The 17026-nt window shown below is 70.0% G+C and carries 19 protein-coding genes; 16 read left to right on the top strand and 3 right to left on the bottom strand.

Going from position 1 to position 17026, the window contains the following annotated elements; translation table 11 throughout:
- Positions 1 to 35 precede the first annotated feature (35 nt).
- Positions 36 to 1343, bottom strand: a complete 1308-nt coding sequence (gene folC, locus ACYBYQ_RS09080) for a bifunctional tetrahydrofolate synthase/dihydrofolate synthase (protein ID WP_459618420.1) — start codon at positions 1341 to 1343, stop codon at positions 36 to 38.
- A 151-nt stretch (positions 1344 to 1494) separates the two neighbouring features.
- On the opposite strand from folC, the gene ACYBYQ_RS09075 reads away from it, so the two are divergent.
- From ACYBYQ_RS09075 to ACYBYQ_RS09060, 4 genes are all read left to right on the top strand, one after another.
- Complete coding sequence (locus ACYBYQ_RS09075) at positions 1495 to 1896, top strand: cupin domain-containing protein (RefSeq protein ID WP_459618419.1); 402 nt, start codon at positions 1495 to 1497, stop codon at positions 1894 to 1896.
- Positions 1897 to 1966: 70 nt separating this feature from the next.
- Positions 1967 to 2932 (top strand): Bug family tripartite tricarboxylate transporter substrate binding protein, encoded by a 966-nt coding sequence (locus tag ACYBYQ_RS09070; protein ID WP_459618418.1) that lies wholly within the window; start codon positions 1967 to 1969, stop codon positions 2930 to 2932.
- On the top strand, positions 2929 to 4149 hold the full coding sequence (locus ACYBYQ_RS09065; RefSeq protein WP_459618417.1) for a CaiB/BaiF CoA transferase family protein: 1221 nt from the start codon (positions 2929 to 2931) through the stop codon (positions 4147 to 4149). Before ACYBYQ_RS09070 ends, ACYBYQ_RS09065 begins: the two co-directional genes overlap by 4 nt.
- A complete protein-coding gene (locus ACYBYQ_RS09060; protein WP_459618416.1) occupies positions 4149 to 5315 on the top strand; it encodes an acyl-CoA dehydrogenase family protein in 1167 nt (388 codons plus the stop codon). Before ACYBYQ_RS09065 ends, ACYBYQ_RS09060 begins: the two co-directional genes overlap by 1 nt.
- A 25-nt stretch (positions 5316 to 5340) precedes the next feature.
- Here ACYBYQ_RS09060 and ACYBYQ_RS09055 read toward each other — a convergent pair whose 3' ends face one another.
- A complete protein-coding gene (locus tag ACYBYQ_RS09055; RefSeq protein ID WP_459618415.1) occupies positions 5341 to 6078 on the bottom strand; it encodes an IclR family transcriptional regulator in 738 nt (245 codons plus the stop codon).
- A gap of 124 nt (positions 6079 to 6202) precedes the next feature.
- Here ACYBYQ_RS09055 and ACYBYQ_RS09050 point away from each other — a divergent pair, with 124 nt between their 5' ends.
- The 7 genes from ACYBYQ_RS09050 (at position 6203) to ACYBYQ_RS09020 (ending at position 10986) form a co-directional block, all read left to right on the top strand.
- Positions 6203 to 6586, top strand: a complete 384-nt coding sequence (locus ACYBYQ_RS09050; RefSeq protein ID WP_459618414.1) for a flagellar protein FlaG — start codon at positions 6203 to 6205, stop codon at positions 6584 to 6586.
- A 164-nt stretch (positions 6587 to 6750) separates the two neighbouring features.
- Positions 6751 to 8133, top strand: coding sequence for a flagellar filament capping protein FliD (fliD, locus tag ACYBYQ_RS09045; protein WP_459618413.1), 1383 nt, complete (start codon positions 6751 to 6753; stop codon positions 8131 to 8133).
- A gap of 12 nt (positions 8134 to 8145) precedes the next feature.
- Positions 8146 to 8574 carry a flagellar export chaperone FliS gene (gene fliS / locus ACYBYQ_RS09040; protein ID WP_459618412.1) on the top strand — a complete coding sequence of 143 codons (429 nt, stop codon included), beginning with the start codon at positions 8146 to 8148 and terminating at the stop codon, positions 8572 to 8574.
- A gap of 66 nt (positions 8575 to 8640) precedes the next feature.
- Entirely contained in the window at positions 8641 to 8976 is a 336-nt protein-coding gene (locus ACYBYQ_RS09035; protein ID WP_459618411.1) for a flagellar protein FliT, read from the top strand.
- Positions 8973 to 10244 carry a flagellar hook-length control protein FliK gene (gene fliK / locus ACYBYQ_RS09030; RefSeq protein ID WP_459618410.1) on the top strand — a complete coding sequence of 424 codons (1272 nt, stop codon included), beginning with the start codon at positions 8973 to 8975 and terminating at the stop codon, positions 10242 to 10244. Before ACYBYQ_RS09035 ends, fliK begins: the two co-directional genes overlap by 4 nt.
- Positions 10241 to 10609 carry an EscU/YscU/HrcU family type III secretion system export apparatus switch protein gene (locus tag ACYBYQ_RS09025; RefSeq protein WP_459618409.1) on the top strand — a complete coding sequence of 123 codons (369 nt, stop codon included), beginning with the start codon at positions 10241 to 10243 and terminating at the stop codon, positions 10607 to 10609. The genes fliK and ACYBYQ_RS09025 overlap by 4 nt, the downstream gene beginning before the upstream one ends.
- The gene (locus tag ACYBYQ_RS09020; RefSeq protein WP_459618408.1) at positions 10606 to 10986 is read left to right on the top strand and encodes a hypothetical protein; all 381 of its coding nucleotides are present in this window, start codon (positions 10606 to 10608) and stop codon (positions 10984 to 10986) included. Before ACYBYQ_RS09025 ends, ACYBYQ_RS09020 begins: the two co-directional genes overlap by 4 nt.
- A gap of 33 nt (positions 10987 to 11019) precedes the next feature.
- Here ACYBYQ_RS09020 and fliE read toward each other — a convergent pair whose 3' ends face one another.
- On the bottom strand, positions 11020 to 11352 hold the full coding sequence (gene fliE / locus ACYBYQ_RS09015) for a flagellar hook-basal body complex protein FliE (protein ID WP_459618407.1): 333 nt from the start codon (positions 11350 to 11352) through the stop codon (positions 11020 to 11022).
- Between the two features lie 310 nt (positions 11353 to 11662).
- On the opposite strand from fliE, the gene fliF reads away from it, so the two are divergent.
- Genes fliF through fliJ form a run of 5 tightly spaced genes read left to right on the top strand, consistent with a single transcriptional unit; the run spans position 11663 to position 17007 of the window.
- Positions 11663 to 13336 (top strand): flagellar basal-body MS-ring/collar protein FliF, encoded by a 1674-nt coding sequence (gene fliF / locus ACYBYQ_RS09010; RefSeq protein WP_459618406.1) that lies wholly within the window; start codon positions 11663 to 11665, stop codon positions 13334 to 13336.
- The gene (fliG, locus tag ACYBYQ_RS09005; protein ID WP_459618405.1) at positions 13326 to 14336 is read left to right on the top strand and encodes a flagellar motor switch protein FliG; all 1011 of its coding nucleotides are present in this window, start codon (positions 13326 to 13328) and stop codon (positions 14334 to 14336) included. Before fliF ends, fliG begins: the two co-directional genes overlap by 11 nt.
- Positions 14329 to 15078, top strand: coding sequence for a flagellar assembly protein FliH (gene fliH / locus ACYBYQ_RS09000; protein ID WP_459618404.1), 750 nt, complete (start codon positions 14329 to 14331; stop codon positions 15076 to 15078). Before fliG ends, fliH begins: the two co-directional genes overlap by 8 nt.
- 14 nt (positions 15079 to 15092) lie before the next feature.
- Complete coding sequence (gene fliI / locus ACYBYQ_RS08995) at positions 15093 to 16565, top strand: flagellar protein export ATPase FliI (RefSeq protein ID WP_459618739.1); 1473 nt, start codon at positions 15093 to 15095, stop codon at positions 16563 to 16565.
- Positions 16558 to 17007: a flagellar export protein FliJ gene (gene fliJ / locus ACYBYQ_RS08990; protein ID WP_459618403.1), complete on the top strand. Its 450-nt coding sequence runs from the start codon at positions 16558 to 16560 to the stop codon at positions 17005 to 17007. Before fliI ends, fliJ begins: the two co-directional genes overlap by 8 nt.
- Positions 17008 to 17026 lie beyond the last annotated feature (19 nt).

Below are 17026 nucleotides of genomic sequence, written 5' to 3'. Positions count from 1 at the left end.
GGGCTGCCCCGCCTCAGTCTGCGACCCGCTCGGCCTCAGCCCTTGCGGCCGAGAGCCTGCAACACGGCCGCTACGGTGAGAAAAGACCCGAACACCACGATTCTATCACCCTCGCCTGCCCGCTCCCGGGCCGCGGCAAAGGCGGCGGCCGGGTCTGCGCAGGCCTGCACGCCAGGCGCCTCGCCGCCTGCCGGCGCGGCCGGCAGCGCGCCCTGCACGGCCTGCGCCATCTCGTGCGGCGAGCGCCCCCGCGGGCCCGGCAGGCCGGCGCAGAACCAGTGGTCGATACGGCCGGCGAGCTTGCCCACCACCGCCGCCACATCCTTGTCGGACAACATGCCGAACACGGCATACGTGTAGGGATGGAATCCCATGTTGTCGAGATTCTGGGCAAGCACGGCCGCGGCATGCGGATTGTGCGCCACGTCGAGGATCACCAGCGGCTGCCCCGGCAGGATCTGGAAACGGCCCGGCAGCGAAGCCTGCAGCAGGCCCACGCGCACCGCCTGCTGCGGCACCGGCAGGCGGTTCCGGACGGATTCCAGCGCAGCCAGCGCCGCGGAGGCGTTGAGCAGCTGGTTGGCGCCGCGCAATGCCGGATAGGCCAGCGCCGGCCGGCGCTGGCTGCGCCCGCCATAGGCCCATTGCTGGCGATCGCCGGAATAATTGAAGTCGCGGCCGAACAGCCAGAGGTCGGCGCCGATGGACTGCGCGTGGTCGAGCAGCGATTGCGGCGGGACCGGATCGCTGCAGATGGCCGGCGTGCCGGGGCGGAAGATGTGCGCCTTCTCGTAGCCGATCTGTTCGCGCGTGTCCCCGAGGTAATCCATGTGGTCCAGGTCCACGCTGGTGACGATGGCGCAATCGGCGTCGACGATGTTGACCGCATCGAGCCGGCCGCCCAGCCCGACTTCCAGCACCACGGCATCCAGCGCCGACTCGGAGAACAGCCTGAGGATGGCCAGCGTGGTGAACTCGAAATACGTCAGGGAGACGTCGCCGCGCGCCGCTTCCACCGCGGCGAACTGCGCCGCCAGCGCGGCATCGGAGGCGATCTCGCCATTGACGCGCGCGCGCTCGTTGAAGTCGATGAGGTGCGGCGAGGTGTACAGCCCCACCTTGTAGCCCGCGGCCAGCAGGATGGCCTCCAGCATTGCGCAGGTGGAACCCTTGCCGTTGGTGCCGCCCACCACGAACTTGATGGCGTCGAGGCGCAGGGCCAGGCGATCCGCCACCTGCCTGACCCGATCCAGGCCGAGGTCTATGGGCTTGGCGTGGATGGACTCGAGATATTCCAGCCACTGCGGCAACGGGGTGGCGGCATCGAGACGGGGGGCAGGCATGCAGATACGGAAAGAAGACAGGAGGGCGCAGTGTAGCAGCCAGGCCGGCGCCGGCCGGCGAAGCCACCACAGGGCTCGCGGGAAATTCCCGTTGCCAAAATTTTTCCTGCCTGTGAAAATAATTTCACATATAGAAAATAAGGAGACCCACATGACCGACGCGCCCCGCTGGCTGGTTCGTGAGGCGGCAGTGCCCGGCTACCACCCCGCCAACCACACGGGCACGCTCAACCGTCGCCTGATCGGCGCCGATACCGTGGGCGCCCGCCACGTCGAAGTGCTGCTGGGGGTGATCGAAAAGGGCCAGGGCGCCCTGCCCCATGCGCATCCCGGCATCGAGCAGGTCTGCTATCTGCTGGCGGGCACCGCCCGCGCCCAGGTGGCGGACGAAGTCGCCGACATGCAGCCCGGCGACTGCTGCTATTTCCCGCCCGACGTGCCCCATGTCTTCACGGTCACCAGCGCAGAGCCCGCACGGCTGCTGGTCATCTACTCGCCCCCGTACGAAGAGTCGCCCGACCGCGTCATCCACGATTTCCCGGCAGGCGCCTGAGCCTTCCGCCTGCCATCCGAACAGGCGGACGCCAGACGCCGCCGCATCCCACATAGACGGAGACACCACCATGTTCCTGCACATCCTGCGCGCCCTCGCCATGGCCGGCGCCGCACTGGCCACGGCCGCCGCGTGCGCGGCCGGCTATCCCGACAAGCCCGTCAGCCTGGTCGTGCCGTTCCCGGCGGGCTCGGGCACCGACGCAGTCGGCCGCATCTTCGCGGCCGAGCTGGGCAAGATCCTGGGCCAGCAAGTGGTCGTGGAGAACAAGCCCGGCGCCAACGCCACCATCGCGGCCGCCTACGTGGCGCGGGCCAAGCCGGACGGCTATACCTTGTTCGTCACCACCAACACCTCGCACTCGGCCGCCCCCTGGCTGATGAAGAACGTGCCGTACGACCCGGTGCAGGACTTCACGCCCATCGCGCGCGGCGGCAACCTGCCGTTCATCCTGGTGGTCAATCCCGCGCGGCCCTACCGGACCGTGCAGGAGCTGATCGACCACGCGCGCCGGAACCCGGGCCGCGTGACCTACGCCAGCGGCAACAGCACCGGCATCGTGGCGGGCGCCACGCTCGCGCACCGGGCCGGCGTGGAGCTGCTGCACGTGCCCTACAAGGGCACGCCCCAGGCCCTCACCGACTTGGTCGGGGGCCAGGTGGACTTCATGTTCACCGACCTCGCATCCGGCCTGCCCTTCGTGCAATCGGGGCAGCTGCGCGCGCTTGCGGTATCCACCGCAGAACGCAGCAGCATCGTGCCCGACCTGCCCTCGATGCGCGAGGCGGGCGTGGCCGACTTCGACCTGAACTCCTGGAACGGCTATTTCGGCCCCGCGGGACTGCCGCCCGAGATCGTGGCCCGGCTCAATGCCGCCATCAACCAGATCGTTGCGGACCCGGAGGTGCGCAAGCGCCTCGCCGCGCTGGGCTTTGACGCATTCAGCGGCACGCCGGAAAGCTTCGCCCGCTTCGTCGGCGAGCAGCGCGAACTATGGGGAAAACTGATCAAGGACGCGGGAATCCAGCCACAATGAATCCTTCCGACGAGAACGCCGGGCCGCTCGCCGGCGTGCGCATCCTCGACCTCAGCTCGGTCGTCATGGGCCCGTACGCCACGCAGGTGCTGGGCGACCTGGGCGCGGACGTCATCAAGGTCGAGCCGTTCGCCGGCGACAACATGCGCGCGGTGGGCCCGATGCGCAATGCCGGCATGGGCCATCTCTACCTGCACCTGAACCGCAACAAGCGGTCCATCGTGCTCGACCTGAAGACGCCGGGCGGGCGCGAGGCCTGCCTGCGGCTCGCCGAAGGCTGCGACGCGCTGCTCTACAACATCCGCCCGCAGGCCATGGCGCGCCTGGGCCTGTCGTACGAGGCGGTGGCGGCGCGCAACCCGCGCCTGGTGTATGTGGGGGCCTATGGATTCGGCGAAGCCGGTCCCTACGCCGGCCGGCCTGCATACGACGACCTGATCCAGGGGCAGACCGGCATTGCCGCGCTGTACGGCCGGCAGAGCGGCGACGTGCCGCGCTATGCGCCGCTGACGCTGGCCGACCGCGCAGTGGGCCTGCACGTGGCCGTGGCGCTGGTGTCGGCGGTGCTGCACGCGCGCGCCCATGGCCGCGGACAACAGGTGGAGATCCCCATGTTCGAGGGCATGGCGCACATGGTGCTGGGAGACCACCTCGGCGGAGCCAGCTTCGATCCGCCGCTGGGCCCCACGGGCTATGCCCGCCTGCTCGCGGCCCACCGGCGGCCCTACGCCACGTCTGACGGTTTCCTGTGCCTGCTGATCTACAACGACAAGCACTGGCGCAATTTCTTTGCCCTGATAGGCCGGGCCGACCTGGAGCAGGACCCGCGCTTCTGCAGCCATGGCGCGCGCGCCCGGCACATCGACGAGGCCTATGCCTTCGTGGCCGAGGTCATGCGCACCCGCACCAGCGCCGCCTGGCTGGCCGACCTGGCGCAGGCCGACATCCCGGCGGCCCGCCTGTATTCCGTGGACGACCTGCTCGAGGACGAGCACCTGCAGGCCTCCGGCTTCGTCCGTACCGTGGATCATCCGACGGAAGGACGCCTGCGCACGCCGGCCCCGCTGGGCCGCTATGCCGGCACGCCCACGGCAATCCGCCGGCCGGCCCCGCGCCTGGGCGAGCACAGCCGGGAAATCCTGCGCGAAGCGGGCTGCACCGACGCCGAGATCGATGCCCTGATCGCTGCGCGCGCCACCCAGGAAGGAGCACCCTGATGGATTTTGAATTCTCGTCCGACCAGCTGGCCCTGCGCGACGCCGTCGCCCGCGTGTGCGCACGCTATCCCGACGACTACTGGCTGGAGCGCGATCGCGACGGCGGCTTCCCGCACGACTTCCACGCCGACCTGGCGCGCGACGGCTGGCTGGGCATCGCCATGCCGCAGGCATTCGGCGGCGCCGGCCTGGGCATGACCGAGGCAGCCCTGATGATGCAGACCATCGCCGCCTCGGGAGCCGGTTTCGCCGGCGCCTCCGCGGTGCACATGAACATCTTCGGGCTCAATCCCGTGGTGGTGTTCGGCACCGACGAGCAGCGCCGCCGCTGGCTGGAGCCGCTCATCGCGGGCCGCGAGAAGGCCTGCTTCGCCGTCACCGAACCCGACGCGGGGCTGGACACGACCAAGCTCTCCACCCGTGCCGAGCGGCATGGCGACGAATACGTGGTCCATGGCCGCAAGATCTGGATCTCCACCGCCCAGGTGGCCGACAAGATGCTGCTGCTGGCCCGCACCACGCCCCTGGCCGAGGTGGCCAAGCCCACCCAGGGGCTGTCGCTGTTCTACACCGAGCTCGACCGCGGGCGCGTCGAAGTGCGGGAGATCGAGAAGATGGGCCGCAAGGCGGTCGACTCCAACATGCTGTTCATCGACGGGCTGCGCATCCCCGCGGCGGACCGCATCGGCGAGGAGGGCCGCGGCTTCGAATACATCCTCCATGGCCTCAACCCGGAACGCATCCTGATCGCCGCGGAAGCCGTGGGCATGGGCCGCGCGGCGCTGGACCGCGCCGTGCAGTACGCCGGCGAGCGCGTGGTCTTCGGCCGCCCCATCGGGCAGAACCAGGGCATCCAGCATCCGCTGGCGCAGGCCTGGATGCAGCTCGAGGCCGCCAATCTGATGGTGTTCAAGGCCGCCAGCCTGTACGATGCCGGCCTGCCTTGCGGCCCCTACGCCAACACGGCCAAGTACCTGGCCGCCGAAGCCGGCCACAATGCCTGCCAGACGGCCGTGCTCACACTGGGCGGCATGGGCTACGCCAAGGAGTACCACGTGGAGCGGCTGCTGCGCGAAAGCTACATCCCGCGCATCGCGCCGGTGAGCCCCCAGCTCATCATGTGCTTCATCGCCGAGAAGGTGCTGGGCCTGCCGAAGTCGTACTGAGTCTCGTATTGCGCCCCGGCCCGGCTCAGCCGCGCTGCTCCAGCGCCGTGCACGCCGCACGCAGGATGCGGGCGTATTCCTGTTGCCGGGGCTCGATGCGGTACAGCGGCCCCCCGACCGAGATGGCGTAGGTCTCGCCGGACAGGCTCACCGGCCAGGCGATGGCGCAGACGTCCGGAATCGATTCGCCCAGGTTGCGGAACCAGCCGCGCTGGCGCGCCGCCTCCAGGTCGGCCTCCACGGCCTCGGGCGTGGCCAGCGTGCGTTCGTTGTAGCGCGCGAGAGGCCGGCTGGCCAGCAGCGCGGCGCGGGCCCCGGCGTCCATTGCGGAGATCAGCGCCTTGCCCAGCGAATTGGCGTGCACGTCGCGGAATTCGCCCGCCACCGGGGCATAGCGGATGGTATGCGGCGAATCCAGCACATCCAGGTAGACCACCCGCCCTTCCGCATCGAGCTTCGCGAACACCACGGTTTCCCGGGTGGCGTCGCGCAATTCCAGGAGGCTGGGGTAGACCCGGTCCAGCACCGGATCGGCACGGGCGATGCGCTGCGCCATGGCCAGCAGCCGGCCGGTGGGGTAGTAGCCCTGGCGCCGGCCGGTTTCGTACAGATAGCCCTGGTCGGACAGCGTACGGATCAGCGCCAGGCAGCTCGAGACCGGCACGCCCAGCAGCCGGGCCAGCTCCGACAGGGCCAGAGCCCGCCGCTCGCGGGCAAAGGTTTCGATGATGTCGATGACTCGGAGTGCCGTCTTGACGCTCATGGCCTGGGAAAGTGGAGGATCGGGCCGCCGGATGATGCCTAAAGTTCCAACCCGCGGTGCCGTTATGGTAGCCGAGCATTGGTAAAACCCGCCGCGTCGTCAAGGACGCCACGTTGGAGCGAACATGGCTGTGACTCCCCTATCCTCCGCTGCTGCCGCCGGCCTGCCGGTTGCGCCCCAGGTGCCGGCGTCTCCGGCAGAGCCCGCCGTCGCCGTGACCCCCGCCGCAGCGGGCACGGACAGCGGCAGCGCCGGCGACGCCCTGGCCGATCCGAACGCCTACGCCCGCCTGCCGCTGGAGAAGGCGCTCGACGACATCAACAGCCAGATGAAGGCATGGTCGACCCAGCTGCAGTTCGAGGTCGACCCGGACGTCAACCGCGTCATCATCTCCGTACTCGACTCGCAGACCGGCGAGGTGCTGCGCACCATCCCTTCGGACACCGTCATACGGCTGGCCAAGATGATCGTGAAGCTGCAGGGCAACGCCGTGCACACGGCCGTCTGACCGCCCCGGCGCACATATCCGTTACGTCCCAATCCGCCCAACTCACGCACCATTTCAGTGCATGCGAATGGAAACGCACGAACTAGCCCGCCCTTGTGCCCTTGCCCGGCGTATCAGGCGTTCCAGTCGCTGTCAGAATCACACTACTAGGAAGGAGTATCCCTATGGCCGGCGTTAGCGCTATCGGTGTCGGATCGAATCTGGACCTCGCCTCCCTGCTGGACGACCTCCAGGCGGCCGAGCAAACCAAGCTCACGCAGATCAGCACTCAGCAGGCGAGCTACAAAGCCCGCATTTCCGCCTACAGCCAGATCCAGAGCGCACTCGAGGCCGTGCAGACGGCTGCCGCGGCGCTGGGCAAGGCGGAAACCATCTCGGCGGTCAAGGGAACCGTAACCGGCGAGGCCGTCACGGTCACCACCGAGGCCGGCGCCATCCCGGGCTCCTACCAGATCTCGGTCGAGCAGCTGGCCACCGCGCAGCGCCTGCAGTCCGCAGCCTTCACCGACCGCGCCGCGCAGATCGGCAGCGGCGGCACCATCGAGATCACGCTGGCCGACGGCAGCACCAAGACCATCGAACTGGGCGGCGACACCTCGCTCGACGGCGTGGTCAAGGCGATCAACGGCACGGACGACGCCGGCGTGCACGCCACCGTGGTCAGCGACGGCAGCGGCAATTCCTACCTCATGCTCACCAGCAAGTCGGAAGGCGAGCAGGCGGCCGTCCAGGGCATCACGGTAACGGGCAATGATGAACTCGGCGCCGTGCTGTCGTACGACGCCGCCAGCGGCGGCACCTTCACGGTGCAGCAGCCTGCCCAGGACGCCAAGCTCACGGTGAACGGCATCGAAGTCACCAGCGCCTCCAACGTGGTATCCGGGGTGATCGACAACGTCACGCTCACGCTGAGCGCGGTCACGCCCGCCGATGGCACGCCGTCCACGGTCACCGTCAGCCGCGACCCGAGCGCCGCCTCCAAGGCCGTCCAGAGCTTCGTCACGGCCTACAACGCGCTGCAGACCACCATCGGCAATCTCACGGCCTTCGACGTCGAGAAAGAAACCCAGAGCGCGCTCACCGGCGACAGCACGACGCGCAGCATCCAGAACTCCCTCGCCGGCGCGCTGCGCATCACCACCTCGGAAGGTTCGCTGCGCACGCTGAGCCAGCTCGGCATCACCACGAATCCGACCAACGGCCAGCTGCAGCTGGACCAGACCGCGCTGGACGAAGCCCTGGCCGAGAATCCGGCCGATGTGGTGCGCCTGCTGGCTGGCACCGGCGGACTGGCGGAATCGATGCAGGCCGCCACCTCCGCCGCGCTGGGCGACAACGGCACCATCAAGGCGCGCACCGACGGCCTGCAGCTCACCGTGGATTCCCTCGAGGCGCGCTACGAGCGCACCGAGGCCTCGATCGAGGCCACCATGGAGATCTACCGCCAGCAGTTCACCCAGCTGGACGTACTGGTCGCGCAGATGACCCAGACCAGCGAATACCTGACCCAGCAGTTCGCGAACCTCTCCTCGTCGAACAACAAGTAAGACGCATGTAATATGACTTATGCCTCGCGCCGTCCCACCGGGTCCTACTCGGTTCGATCCTATGCCGACATCGGCCTGGAAACCCAGGTCCTCAGTGCGACGCCCGAGCGCTTGATCACCCTGCTGTTCAACGGCGCGCGCGCCGCCATCGCCCAGGCCCGGCTGCACATGGAGGCCGGCCGGGTGGCCGAGCGCGGCGCGGCGATCTCCAAGGCCATACGCATCGTCGACGAAGGCCTCAAGACCGGGCTGGACCCCCAGGCAGGCGGCGAACTCGCCGCCAACCTGGCGGGCCTGTACGACTACATCATCCGGGCATTGCTTACCGCGAACCTCAAGGTCCAGCCAGAACAACTGGACCTCGCCGACCGGCTCCTCGCCGACCTGGCGGACGCCTGGCGACAATCCGTCGACCCCCAGCCCACTGCCGGCACCGCCTGAACAGGCGCTGCCCCGCTGTCCCGCAGCCCTGCCCGCAAGTTCCGCGAGAACCCAACGATGCCCGTCATGCAGCACGCCCCCGTCCTGGGTCTGTACCAGGCCCTCGTCGATATCACCGGAGCGATGCTGGCAGCCGCCCAGGAGGAAGACTGGGACGCGGTCGCGCGGCTCGGCCGCCGCTATTGCGACGAAGTCGAGCGGCTGCGGGAACTCGAATCCGCCGCGCCGATGGACGAGGCCGGCCGCGCCCGCAAACACGCCCTGCTGGTGCGCATCCTGGAAAACGATGCAGCGGTGCGCGATCTGGCGATGCCGCAGCTGATGCGCCTGGGCGACCTGCTGGGCCGCATGAAGCGGCAGCAGCAGCTGCTGGCCGCCTATGGCAGAGGGCCCGGCGGATGAGCATCGGGCCGCCCGCGCTCGGCAACGTCCTGGTCCAGCGCCTGGATGCGGTGCTGGGCACCACCATGGCGTCGCATCCTACGCTCGTCAGCGGCGCCCGCCCCGATGCGGTGTCCCAGCCCGGCGAAGCGGCGCCGCCGGCCCGCCCGGAAAGCGCCACCCGCGAGCCGCGCCAGGCCGTGGACCCGGCGCAGGGGCGCGCCGGCGGACAGCGCTCGGTGGCCGACGCAAAGACGGCCGCTGCGCTGGCCCTGGCTGCGCGCGGCCTGGTCACCAGCGATGCCAGCACCGCGTCCGCGCCCACCACCCTGGGCCAGACGGCCCGCACCATCCTCGCCCTGCTCGCCCGGTATCCCGACCCTGCGCCGCCCGTGACCGGCCGGCAACCGCTCTGGCAGCCGCCCGCCCCACCGGCCGCCGGCGCACAACCGGGCGCACGACAACCCGGCACACAGCCGGCTGCACCCCCGGCTGCCGCGCCCGCCGCGCCGGACAGCGCCCGCGCCGGCGCATCCGGCAGGCCGGCCCCAGCCGTGGCTTCCCCCGCCGACGATGCGGCGCCGGCCGCAGCCGCGCGGGCTTCCGGCAACGCGCCGCCGCCCGCCCTGCTTGCCCAGGCATTGCGCCTGGCACTCCAGCACAGCGGACTCTTCTACGAATCGCACCTGAGCCAGCTTGCCTTCGGCCGCCTGACGCCCGACCAGCTCGCCGCCGAACCGCAGGCCCGGCTGGGGGCCCTTCCGGACGCACAGGCCCAGAATGCCTCCGCCCCGGGCGGAGCGAGCCCGCGCCCCCTCCCGGCCGGCGAGGACGCCGGCGCCCCCTCCGGCCCTGCCGGGCCTGCCCCGGGCGGGACGAGCAGCGGCGGCAGCCCGCTCTCGGGCATCCACCCCGACGCAACCTTGCTGGTGCGCCAGCAGCTCGACGCACTCGCCAACCAGGCACTGGCCTGGCAAGGCCAGCCCTGGCCGGGCGCCGAAATGGAATGGGAGGTGCGGCGCGATCCTGCGCTCGACACGCCCGACGCCCCGGAGCACTGGGCCACGCGCATCCGGCTGGAGCTGCCACGCCTGGGGCTGGTCGAGGCGCGCCTCACGCTGGCCGGCAACCAATTGGTCATGCAGGTGCTCGCGCCGCTCAGCGCCGCCGAACTGGGCCGGCACGCCGACGCGCTGCGCCAGGGCATGCTCACGGCCGGCCTCACGCTCAGCCAGCTCGACGTGGCGGCGGTGCCGCCAAGCCCGCCGCAGGAATGGGAGCCCGCATGAGCGGAACGGCCAACCCCGCCGATCCTGCCGGCGCTGGCGAATCCGCCGGCCGCAGCGCCGCCGTCGCCCTCGCGTACGACGAGCACGACAGCGCGCCCAGGGTGGTTGCCAAGGGATACGGCAAGCTGGCCGACACCATCGTGCGCACGGCCCGGGAACATGGCCTGTACGTGCACGAATCCTCCGAACTGGTCGGCCTGCTGATGCAGGTGGACCTGGACGCGCACATCCCCCCGCAGCTGTACGCGGCGGTCGCCGAGCTGCTGGCCTGGCTCTATCGCCTGGAGGCGCAGGATCCGGCCGATCCCCGCAGCAGCGTGCTGCGCGGCCCCGCGCGAGACGATGAAGGAGCAGGCACACGGTGACGGGCAACGACGGGTCGCACCCCCGCGCGCCGCGCGACCGCGCGCTGCTGCGGGACGTGCTCGCGCAACTGGCGCACCGGGGGAGCATGGTCTGGGTGCGCGACCGGGCATCCCGCCAGTGGCAGGTGCGCGTACTCGGGCTGGAATACCAGAGCCGGATGCTTTTCTGGCGCCCGGACGGGCCGCTGTACGCGCGAGCCCGCGAGGCCATGGCGGCCACGGCAGGCGCGGAGCCGCTGGCCTGGAACGGCATCACGCACGGCGGGGCCTGGGTGCGGTTCGACGCCATCCTGCAGCACAGCGTGAGTTTCCCGGACGGCAGCGTCCTGATGATCTCGCCCTTCCCCACGGAGATCCTGGGCGACACCGGCTATTGAAGCCCGCCCCGCGCCAACTCCATGCCCGTCGGATCAGACCGACATGGAGGAGATTTCCTTGTAGGCCGCCACCAGGCGGTTGCGCACCTGCACCGCGGTCTGGAAGCCCAGGCTGGCCTTCTGCAGGTCGATCATCACGTCGTTGAGGGAGATGCCGGGCGTGCCGAGCTCGTAGGCCTTGGCCTGGTCGGAGGCCGCGGTCTGGGCTGCCGAGACCCGGCGGATCGAGCGCTGCAGTTCGGCGGCGAAACCGTCCGGACGCGGCGAGAGCTCGGCCGGGTCGACCGCGCCGTTCTGTGCCGCGCTCACGACTGCGCGCATCTGCTGGAGCATGCTTTCGATGCCGGAAAGACCGGATACCGCCATGGGATTCCTCGAACGTCGAATCGATGAAATGGCCGCCATGGTAGCGCCCGCAACGGATCCGCATAAGGCCCAAAAGCCGCCAAAACTCCCGCCATTTCCGGCCGACGCCGGGTGCGCGACGCGCCCCGCGCAGATGGCGTTCGTATAGGGGACAAATAACGCGGAAAAGTCCGTCGTTTTCCGCGATTGGGATTGCGGACCCCGCCGCCATAATCCACGCTCCCCGACCTAAAGCACGTTGCATGCGTAACCTGCCTTCCTCTCCCATGCCGTCCGATACTCTGCACCGCGAAGCCTGCGGGAGCCGCCGATGAATCAACAGGCTGCCCTCGGTACGTCGATACTGGCCAAGTATCCCGCGCTCGAGAAACTGCGGGCGCTGCCCAAACCCCTGCTGATCGGCGCCGCCGCCGCACTGGTGGCGATCATCGCCGCGGTGGCGATGTGGAGCCGCGAGCCGGACTACAAGGTGCTGTTCTCCAATCTGGACGACCGCGACGGGGGCGCCATCGTGGCGGCGCTGGGCCAGATGAACGTGCCCTATCGCTTCAGCGACAACGGCGCGGCGCTGCTGGTGCCTTCCGACAAGGTCTACGACACCCGCATGCAGCTGGCCAGCCAGGGCCTGCCGCGCGGCGGCTCGGTAGGTTTCGAGCTGCTGGACAACACCCGCTTCGGTGCCAGCCAGTTCTCCGAGCAGATCAACTACCAGCGCGGCCTGGAAGGCGAGCTGGCGCGCTCCATCGAGGCCATGAACACCGTGCAGCGCGCGCGCGTGCACCTGGCCATCCCGCGCCAGTCGCTCTTCGTGCGCGAGCGCCAGGCGCCCACCGCCTCGGTGCTGCTCAATCTGTATCCCGGACGCAGCCTGAGCAGCGCGCAGGTCGCCGCGATCTCGTGGCTGGTGGCCTCCAGCGTCCCGGAGCTCAATGCCGACAACGTCTCCATCGTCGACCAGAACGGCCGCCTGCTGTCGGCGCCGCTGGGCGAAGGCCGCGGCATGGACGCCGACCAGCTGCGCTATGTCCGCGAGGTCGAGCAGCGCACGGTGGAACGCATCCTCACCATCCTGAACCCGCTGGTCGGCCCCGGCAACGTGCATGCCCAGGCCAGCGCCGAACTGGACTTCGCGCAGCGCGAGGAAACCGCCGAGATCTACCGACCCAACCAGGACCCCAGCCAGGCTGCCGTACGCAGCAAGCAGACCAGCGACTCCACGCAGACCGGCATCAACCCTGCACAGGGCGTGCCCGGCGCATTGAGCAACCAGCCGCCCGCGGCGGCCCAGGCGCCGCTGGTCAATCCGCCCCAGACCGCACAGGGGAATGCCGCCGCGCAAGGGGCGCAAGGCGGCCAGCCCGGCCAGGCCAATGGCGCAACGACGCAGCAGGTGCCGCCGGTGCCCACCCAGTCTCGCCAGGACGCCACGATCAACTACGAGGTCGACCGCACCATCAGCCATACCAAGCAGCCGGTGGGCTCGGTCAAGCGGCTGTCGGTCGCCGTGGTGGTGAACTACCTGCCCAACAAGGATGGCGAGCCGCAGCCCCTGCCGCCCGAGGAACTCAACAAGCTGACCGACCTGGTGCGCGAGGCCATGGGCTACTCCGAGGCGCGGGGCGATTCGGTGAACGTGGTCAACAGCCAGTTCAACGATGCGGAACCCGAACTGCCGGTGTGGCGCGACCCCGGAATGGTCGAGCTGGCCAAGACCGTGCTGGGCTGGCTGCTGCTCGCGGTGGTGCTGCTGTGGCTGTACCGCAAGATCCGCCCGGTGGTGTCGAACTACTTCTTCCCGCAGGCCGATCCCGAGGTCGAGGCCCTGCAGCGCCAGCAGGCCGAGCGCGAGGCGCAGGAGGCCGCCCGCGCCCGCGAAGTCGACCGCTACCAAGACAACCTGGACCGCGCGCGCGAGATGGCCAGCAAGGATCCGCGCGCCGTCGCGATGGTGCTGCGCGCCTGGATGAACAAAGATGAAAAGTGAAGGCAAAGCCATAGACGGCATCACCCGTAGCGCCGTCCTGCTCATGTCGCTGGGCGAGGACGCCGCCGCGGAAGTGTTCCGCTACCTCACCCCGCGCGAAGTCCAGCAGGTGGGCGCCGCCATGGCCACCCTCAAGCAGGTCACCCGCGGCGACGTCGCCGGCGTGCTGGAAGAGTTCCGCCAGGAAGCCGACCAGTTCATGGCCGTGACCCTGGGCTCCGACGACTACATCCGTTCGGTGCTCACCAAGGCCCTGGGCAGCGACCGCGCGGCCAGCCTGATCGAGGACATCCTCGAGGCCAGCGAAGGCGGCAGCGGCATCGACGCCCTCAACTGGCTCGACCCCACCACGGTGGCCGAGCTCATCGGCAACGAGCATCCGCAGATCATCGCCACCATCCTGGTCCACCTGGAGCGCGACCGCGCCGCGAGCGTGCTCACGCTGCTCACCGAGCGCCTGCGCAACGACGTGATGCTGCGCATCGCCACGTTCGGCGGCGTGCAGCCGGCGGCTCTGTCGGAACTCACCGACGTGCTGAACTCGCTGCTGTCCGGCCAGGGCGCCAAGCGCAGCAAGATGGGCGGCGTGCGCACGGCGGCCGAGATCCTCAACATGATGAACTCGGCCCAGGAAGAGGCGGTGGTCAACAGCCTGCGCGAGCGCGACGCCGACCTGGCCCAGAAGATCGTGGACGAGATGTTCGTGTTCGAGAACCTGCTCGACGTCGAGGACCGCGGCATCCAGCTCATCCTCAAGGAAATCGACAACGACATGCTCATGATTGCGCTCAAGGGCGCGCCCGAGGACCTGCGCAACAAGTTCCTGCGCAACATGTCCAGCCGTGCGGCGGAAATGCTGCGCGAGGACCTGGAGGCCCAGGGCCCGGTGCGCATGTCCAAGGTCGAGGCGGAGCAGAAGAAGATCCTGCAGATCGCGCGCCGCCTGGCCGAGAGCGGACAGATCGTCCTGGGCACCCAGGGGGACGACGCCTATGTCTGAGCGGCATCCCGTCGAGCCGCTGCCCCTGTCGCGCCACGCCGCCTGGCGCCGCTGGCAGATGGCGTCGTTCGACGAGCCGCAGGCGGAGGCGCCGGCCGAGCTGCCGGAGCCGGAGCCCGATCCGGGTCCCGACCCGCAGGTGCTGCTGCAGCAGGCCCTGGAAGAAGCCCGTGCGCGCGGCAGGGACGAAGGCTACGCGGCAGGCCATGCGCAAGGCCTGGCGGCAGGCCGCGAAGCCGGCCATGCGGAGGGCCTGGCTGCCGGACGCGAAGCCGGCTATGCCGAAGGCCTGGCGCAGGCGCGGGCGCAAGGCAGGGAAGAAGCCGAACGCCTGCACGCGCTGATGCAGCAATGCGCGGCTACGCTGCGCAGCATCGAGGAAGAGATCGGCCAGGGCCTGATCACGCTGGCGCTCGACGTGGCCGGCCAGGTGCTGCGCACGCGGCTGGCCGCGCATCCGCCGGCCATGCTGGACGCGGTGCGCGAGGCCTTGCGCGTCAATCCGTCGCCCCAGGGCGTGATGCGGCTGTGGGTCCATCCCGAAGACCAGGAGCTCGTCAGGCTGCACCTCGCCGACGAACTGCGGCAGGGCGACTGGCGCGTCCTGGCCGACGAGTCCATCACCCGCGGCGGCTGCCGCGTCGAGACGCCCTACGGCGACGTCGACGCCACGTTGCAGACCCGCTGGCGGCGCGTCGCCGCCTCGCTGGGCCGCGACCTCGACTGGGACGCCCAGCCGTGAACGCACGCACGGCCATGCCGCTGTCGCCGGCGCCGGCGCCGGACGCCGAGCCGGTGCCGCTGACCGAACGCTGGAAGACCCAGTTGCAGATCGGCGGGATCCGCAGCAGCGCCACCGACCCGTTCGGCGTGGGCGGACGCATCGTGCGCGCCACCGGGCTGGTGCTGCATGCAACCGGCCTGCGCCTGCCGGTGGGCGCGGCCTGCCGCATCGAACTCGCGCGCGGCCACGATCACTGGGCCGATGCCGAGGTGGTGGGGTTCGACGGCAACATGCTGTACCTCATGCCGCAATCCGATATTTCGGGCCTGCCGCCCGGCGCCCGCGTGGTGCCGGGCGAGCCGGCTGTCCAGCGGCCCGTGCCGCTGCCCCGCAAGGCCGAGCTCAATGGCAATGCCAAGCCGCAGCTGGGCCGGCACCTGCCGGTAGGCGATGCGCTGCTGGGCCGCGTCGTCGACGGCGCCGGCCGCCCGCTGGACGGACTGGGGCCGCTGGCCGGCGCCGAACAGGCGCCGCTGAGCGCCCTGCCGATCAATCCGCTGTCGCGCGCGCCCATCGACACCGTGCTGGACGTGGGCGTGCGCGCCATCAACGGCATGCTCACGGTGGGCCGCGGCCAGCGCATGGGCCTGTTCGCCGGCTCAGGGGTGGGCAAGAGCGTGCTGCTCGGCATGATGGCGCGCTATACCCGCGCCGACGTCATCGTGGTGGGGCTCATCGGCGAGCGCGGCCGCGAAGTGAAGGAATTCATCGAGCACAACCTCGGCGCCGAGGGGCTTGCCCGCTCGGTGGTGGTGGCGGCGCCGGCCGATGTCTCGCCATTGCTGCGGCTGCAGGGCGCCAGCTATGCCACGCGGCTTGCCGAATACTTCCGCGACCAGGGCCGCGACGTGCTGCTCATCATGGACTCGCTGACGCGCTATGCCATGGCGCAGCGCGAGATCGCCCTGGCCATCGGCGAACCCCCGGCCACCAAGGGCTATCCGCCCTCCGTGTTCGCCCGCCTGCCGGCGCTGGTGGAGCGCACCGGCATGGGCGCGCCCGGCCCGGATGGCAAGGCGGGCTCCATCACCGCCTTCTATACCGTGCTGGCCGAAGGCGACGACCAGCAGGATCCCATCGCGGACGCGGCGCGCGCCATCCTCGACGGCCACGTGGTGCTCTCGCGCCACCTGGCCGAGGCCGGGCACTATCCCGCCATCGATATCGAGGCATCGATCTCCCGCGCCATGACGTCCCTCATCTCCCCGGAACAATTCGGGCTGGTGCGGCGCTTCAAGCAGGCATTCTCGCGCTACCAGCGCAACCGCGACCTGATCGCGGTAGGCGCCTACGCCGCCGGCCACGACCCCCAGCTCGACGAGGCCATCGCCCGGTATCCGCGCCTGGAAGCCTACCTGCAGCAGGACATCGGCATCAATGTCTCCTATGAGGAAGCCGTCGCGCAACTGCGCGGCGCGATCGACGTGAGGGAATTCCATGCCTAGCCAACTTCCGCTCGACACCCTGATCGGCCTGGCCCAGGAAAGAACCGACCAGACGGCCCGCGTGCTCGGGCGCCTGCAGGCCGAACGCCACCATGCCCAGCAACAGCTCGCCATGCTCGAAAGCTATCGCCAGGACTACCTGGCGCGCATGCAGCAGGCCATGCGGGCCGGCATGTCGGCTGCCGACTGCCACAATTTCCAGCGCTTCATCGCCACGCTGGACGAGGCCATAGGGCAGCAGACCACGGCCCTGCACCAGGCCGACGACCACCTGGCGCGCGGCCGGCAGCAATGGCAGCAGGAAAAGCGCAGGCTGAATTCATTCGACGCCCTGGCACAGCGCCAGGTGCGCGCTCAGCAGGTGGCTGCGGGCCGCCGCGAGCAGCGCCTGGCCGACGAGCACGGCGCGCGGCTGGCCCGCCGCACGCAGCACCCCTATTGAGCGATCACAGGACCCCGCC

Source organism: Bordetella sp. 2513F2 (assembly GCF_054642735.1).
This window is presented reverse-complemented; position numbering and strand designations above follow the sequence as displayed.

Bases quoted from the DNA above. Each gene is read 5' to 3' on its own strand.
- folC (WP_459618420.1), bottom strand. From the start codon at position 1,343: ATGCCTGCCCCCCGTCTCGATGCCGCCACCCCGTTGCCGCAGTGGCTG.
- ACYBYQ_RS09075 (WP_459618419.1), top strand. From the start codon at position 1,495: ATGACCGACGCGCCCCGCTGGCTGGTTCGTGAGGCGGCAGTGCCCGGC.
- ACYBYQ_RS09070 (WP_459618418.1), top strand. From the start codon at position 1,967: ATGTTCCTGCACATCCTGCGCGCCCTCGCCATGGCCGGCGCCGCACTG.
- ACYBYQ_RS09065 (WP_459618417.1), top strand. From the start codon at position 2,929: ATGAATCCTTCCGACGAGAACGCCGGGCCGCTCGCCGGCGTGCGCATC.
- ACYBYQ_RS09060 (WP_459618416.1), top strand. From the start codon at position 4,149: ATGGATTTTGAATTCTCGTCCGACCAGCTGGCCCTGCGCGACGCCGTC.
- ACYBYQ_RS09055 (WP_459618415.1), bottom strand. From the start codon at position 6,078: ATGAGCGTCAAGACGGCACTCCGAGTCATCGACATCATCGAAACCTTT.
- ACYBYQ_RS09050 (WP_459618414.1), top strand. From the start codon at position 6,203: ATGGCTGTGACTCCCCTATCCTCCGCTGCTGCCGCCGGCCTGCCGGTT.
- fliD (WP_459618413.1), top strand. From the start codon at position 6,751: ATGGCCGGCGTTAGCGCTATCGGTGTCGGATCGAATCTGGACCTCGCC.
- fliS (WP_459618412.1), top strand. From the start codon at position 8,146: ATGACTTATGCCTCGCGCCGTCCCACCGGGTCCTACTCGGTTCGATCC.
- ACYBYQ_RS09035 (WP_459618411.1), top strand. From the start codon at position 8,641: ATGCAGCACGCCCCCGTCCTGGGTCTGTACCAGGCCCTCGTCGATATC.
- fliK (WP_459618410.1), top strand. From the start codon at position 8,973: ATGAGCATCGGGCCGCCCGCGCTCGGCAACGTCCTGGTCCAGCGCCTG.
- ACYBYQ_RS09025 (WP_459618409.1), top strand. From the start codon at position 10,241: ATGAGCGGAACGGCCAACCCCGCCGATCCTGCCGGCGCTGGCGAATCC.
- fliE (WP_459618407.1), bottom strand. From the start codon at position 11,352: ATGGCGGTATCCGGTCTTTCCGGCATCGAAAGCATGCTCCAGCAGATG.
- fliF (WP_459618406.1), top strand. From the start codon at position 11,663: ATGAATCAACAGGCTGCCCTCGGTACGTCGATACTGGCCAAGTATCCC.
- fliG (WP_459618405.1), top strand. From the start codon at position 13,326: ATGAAAAGTGAAGGCAAAGCCATAGACGGCATCACCCGTAGCGCCGTC.
- fliH (WP_459618404.1), top strand. From the start codon at position 14,329: ATGTCTGAGCGGCATCCCGTCGAGCCGCTGCCCCTGTCGCGCCACGCC.
- fliI (WP_459618739.1), top strand. From the start codon at position 15,093: ATGCCGCTGTCGCCGGCGCCGGCGCCGGACGCCGAGCCGGTGCCGCTG.
- fliJ (WP_459618403.1), top strand. From the start codon at position 16,558: ATGCCTAGCCAACTTCCGCTCGACACCCTGATCGGCCTGGCCCAGGAA.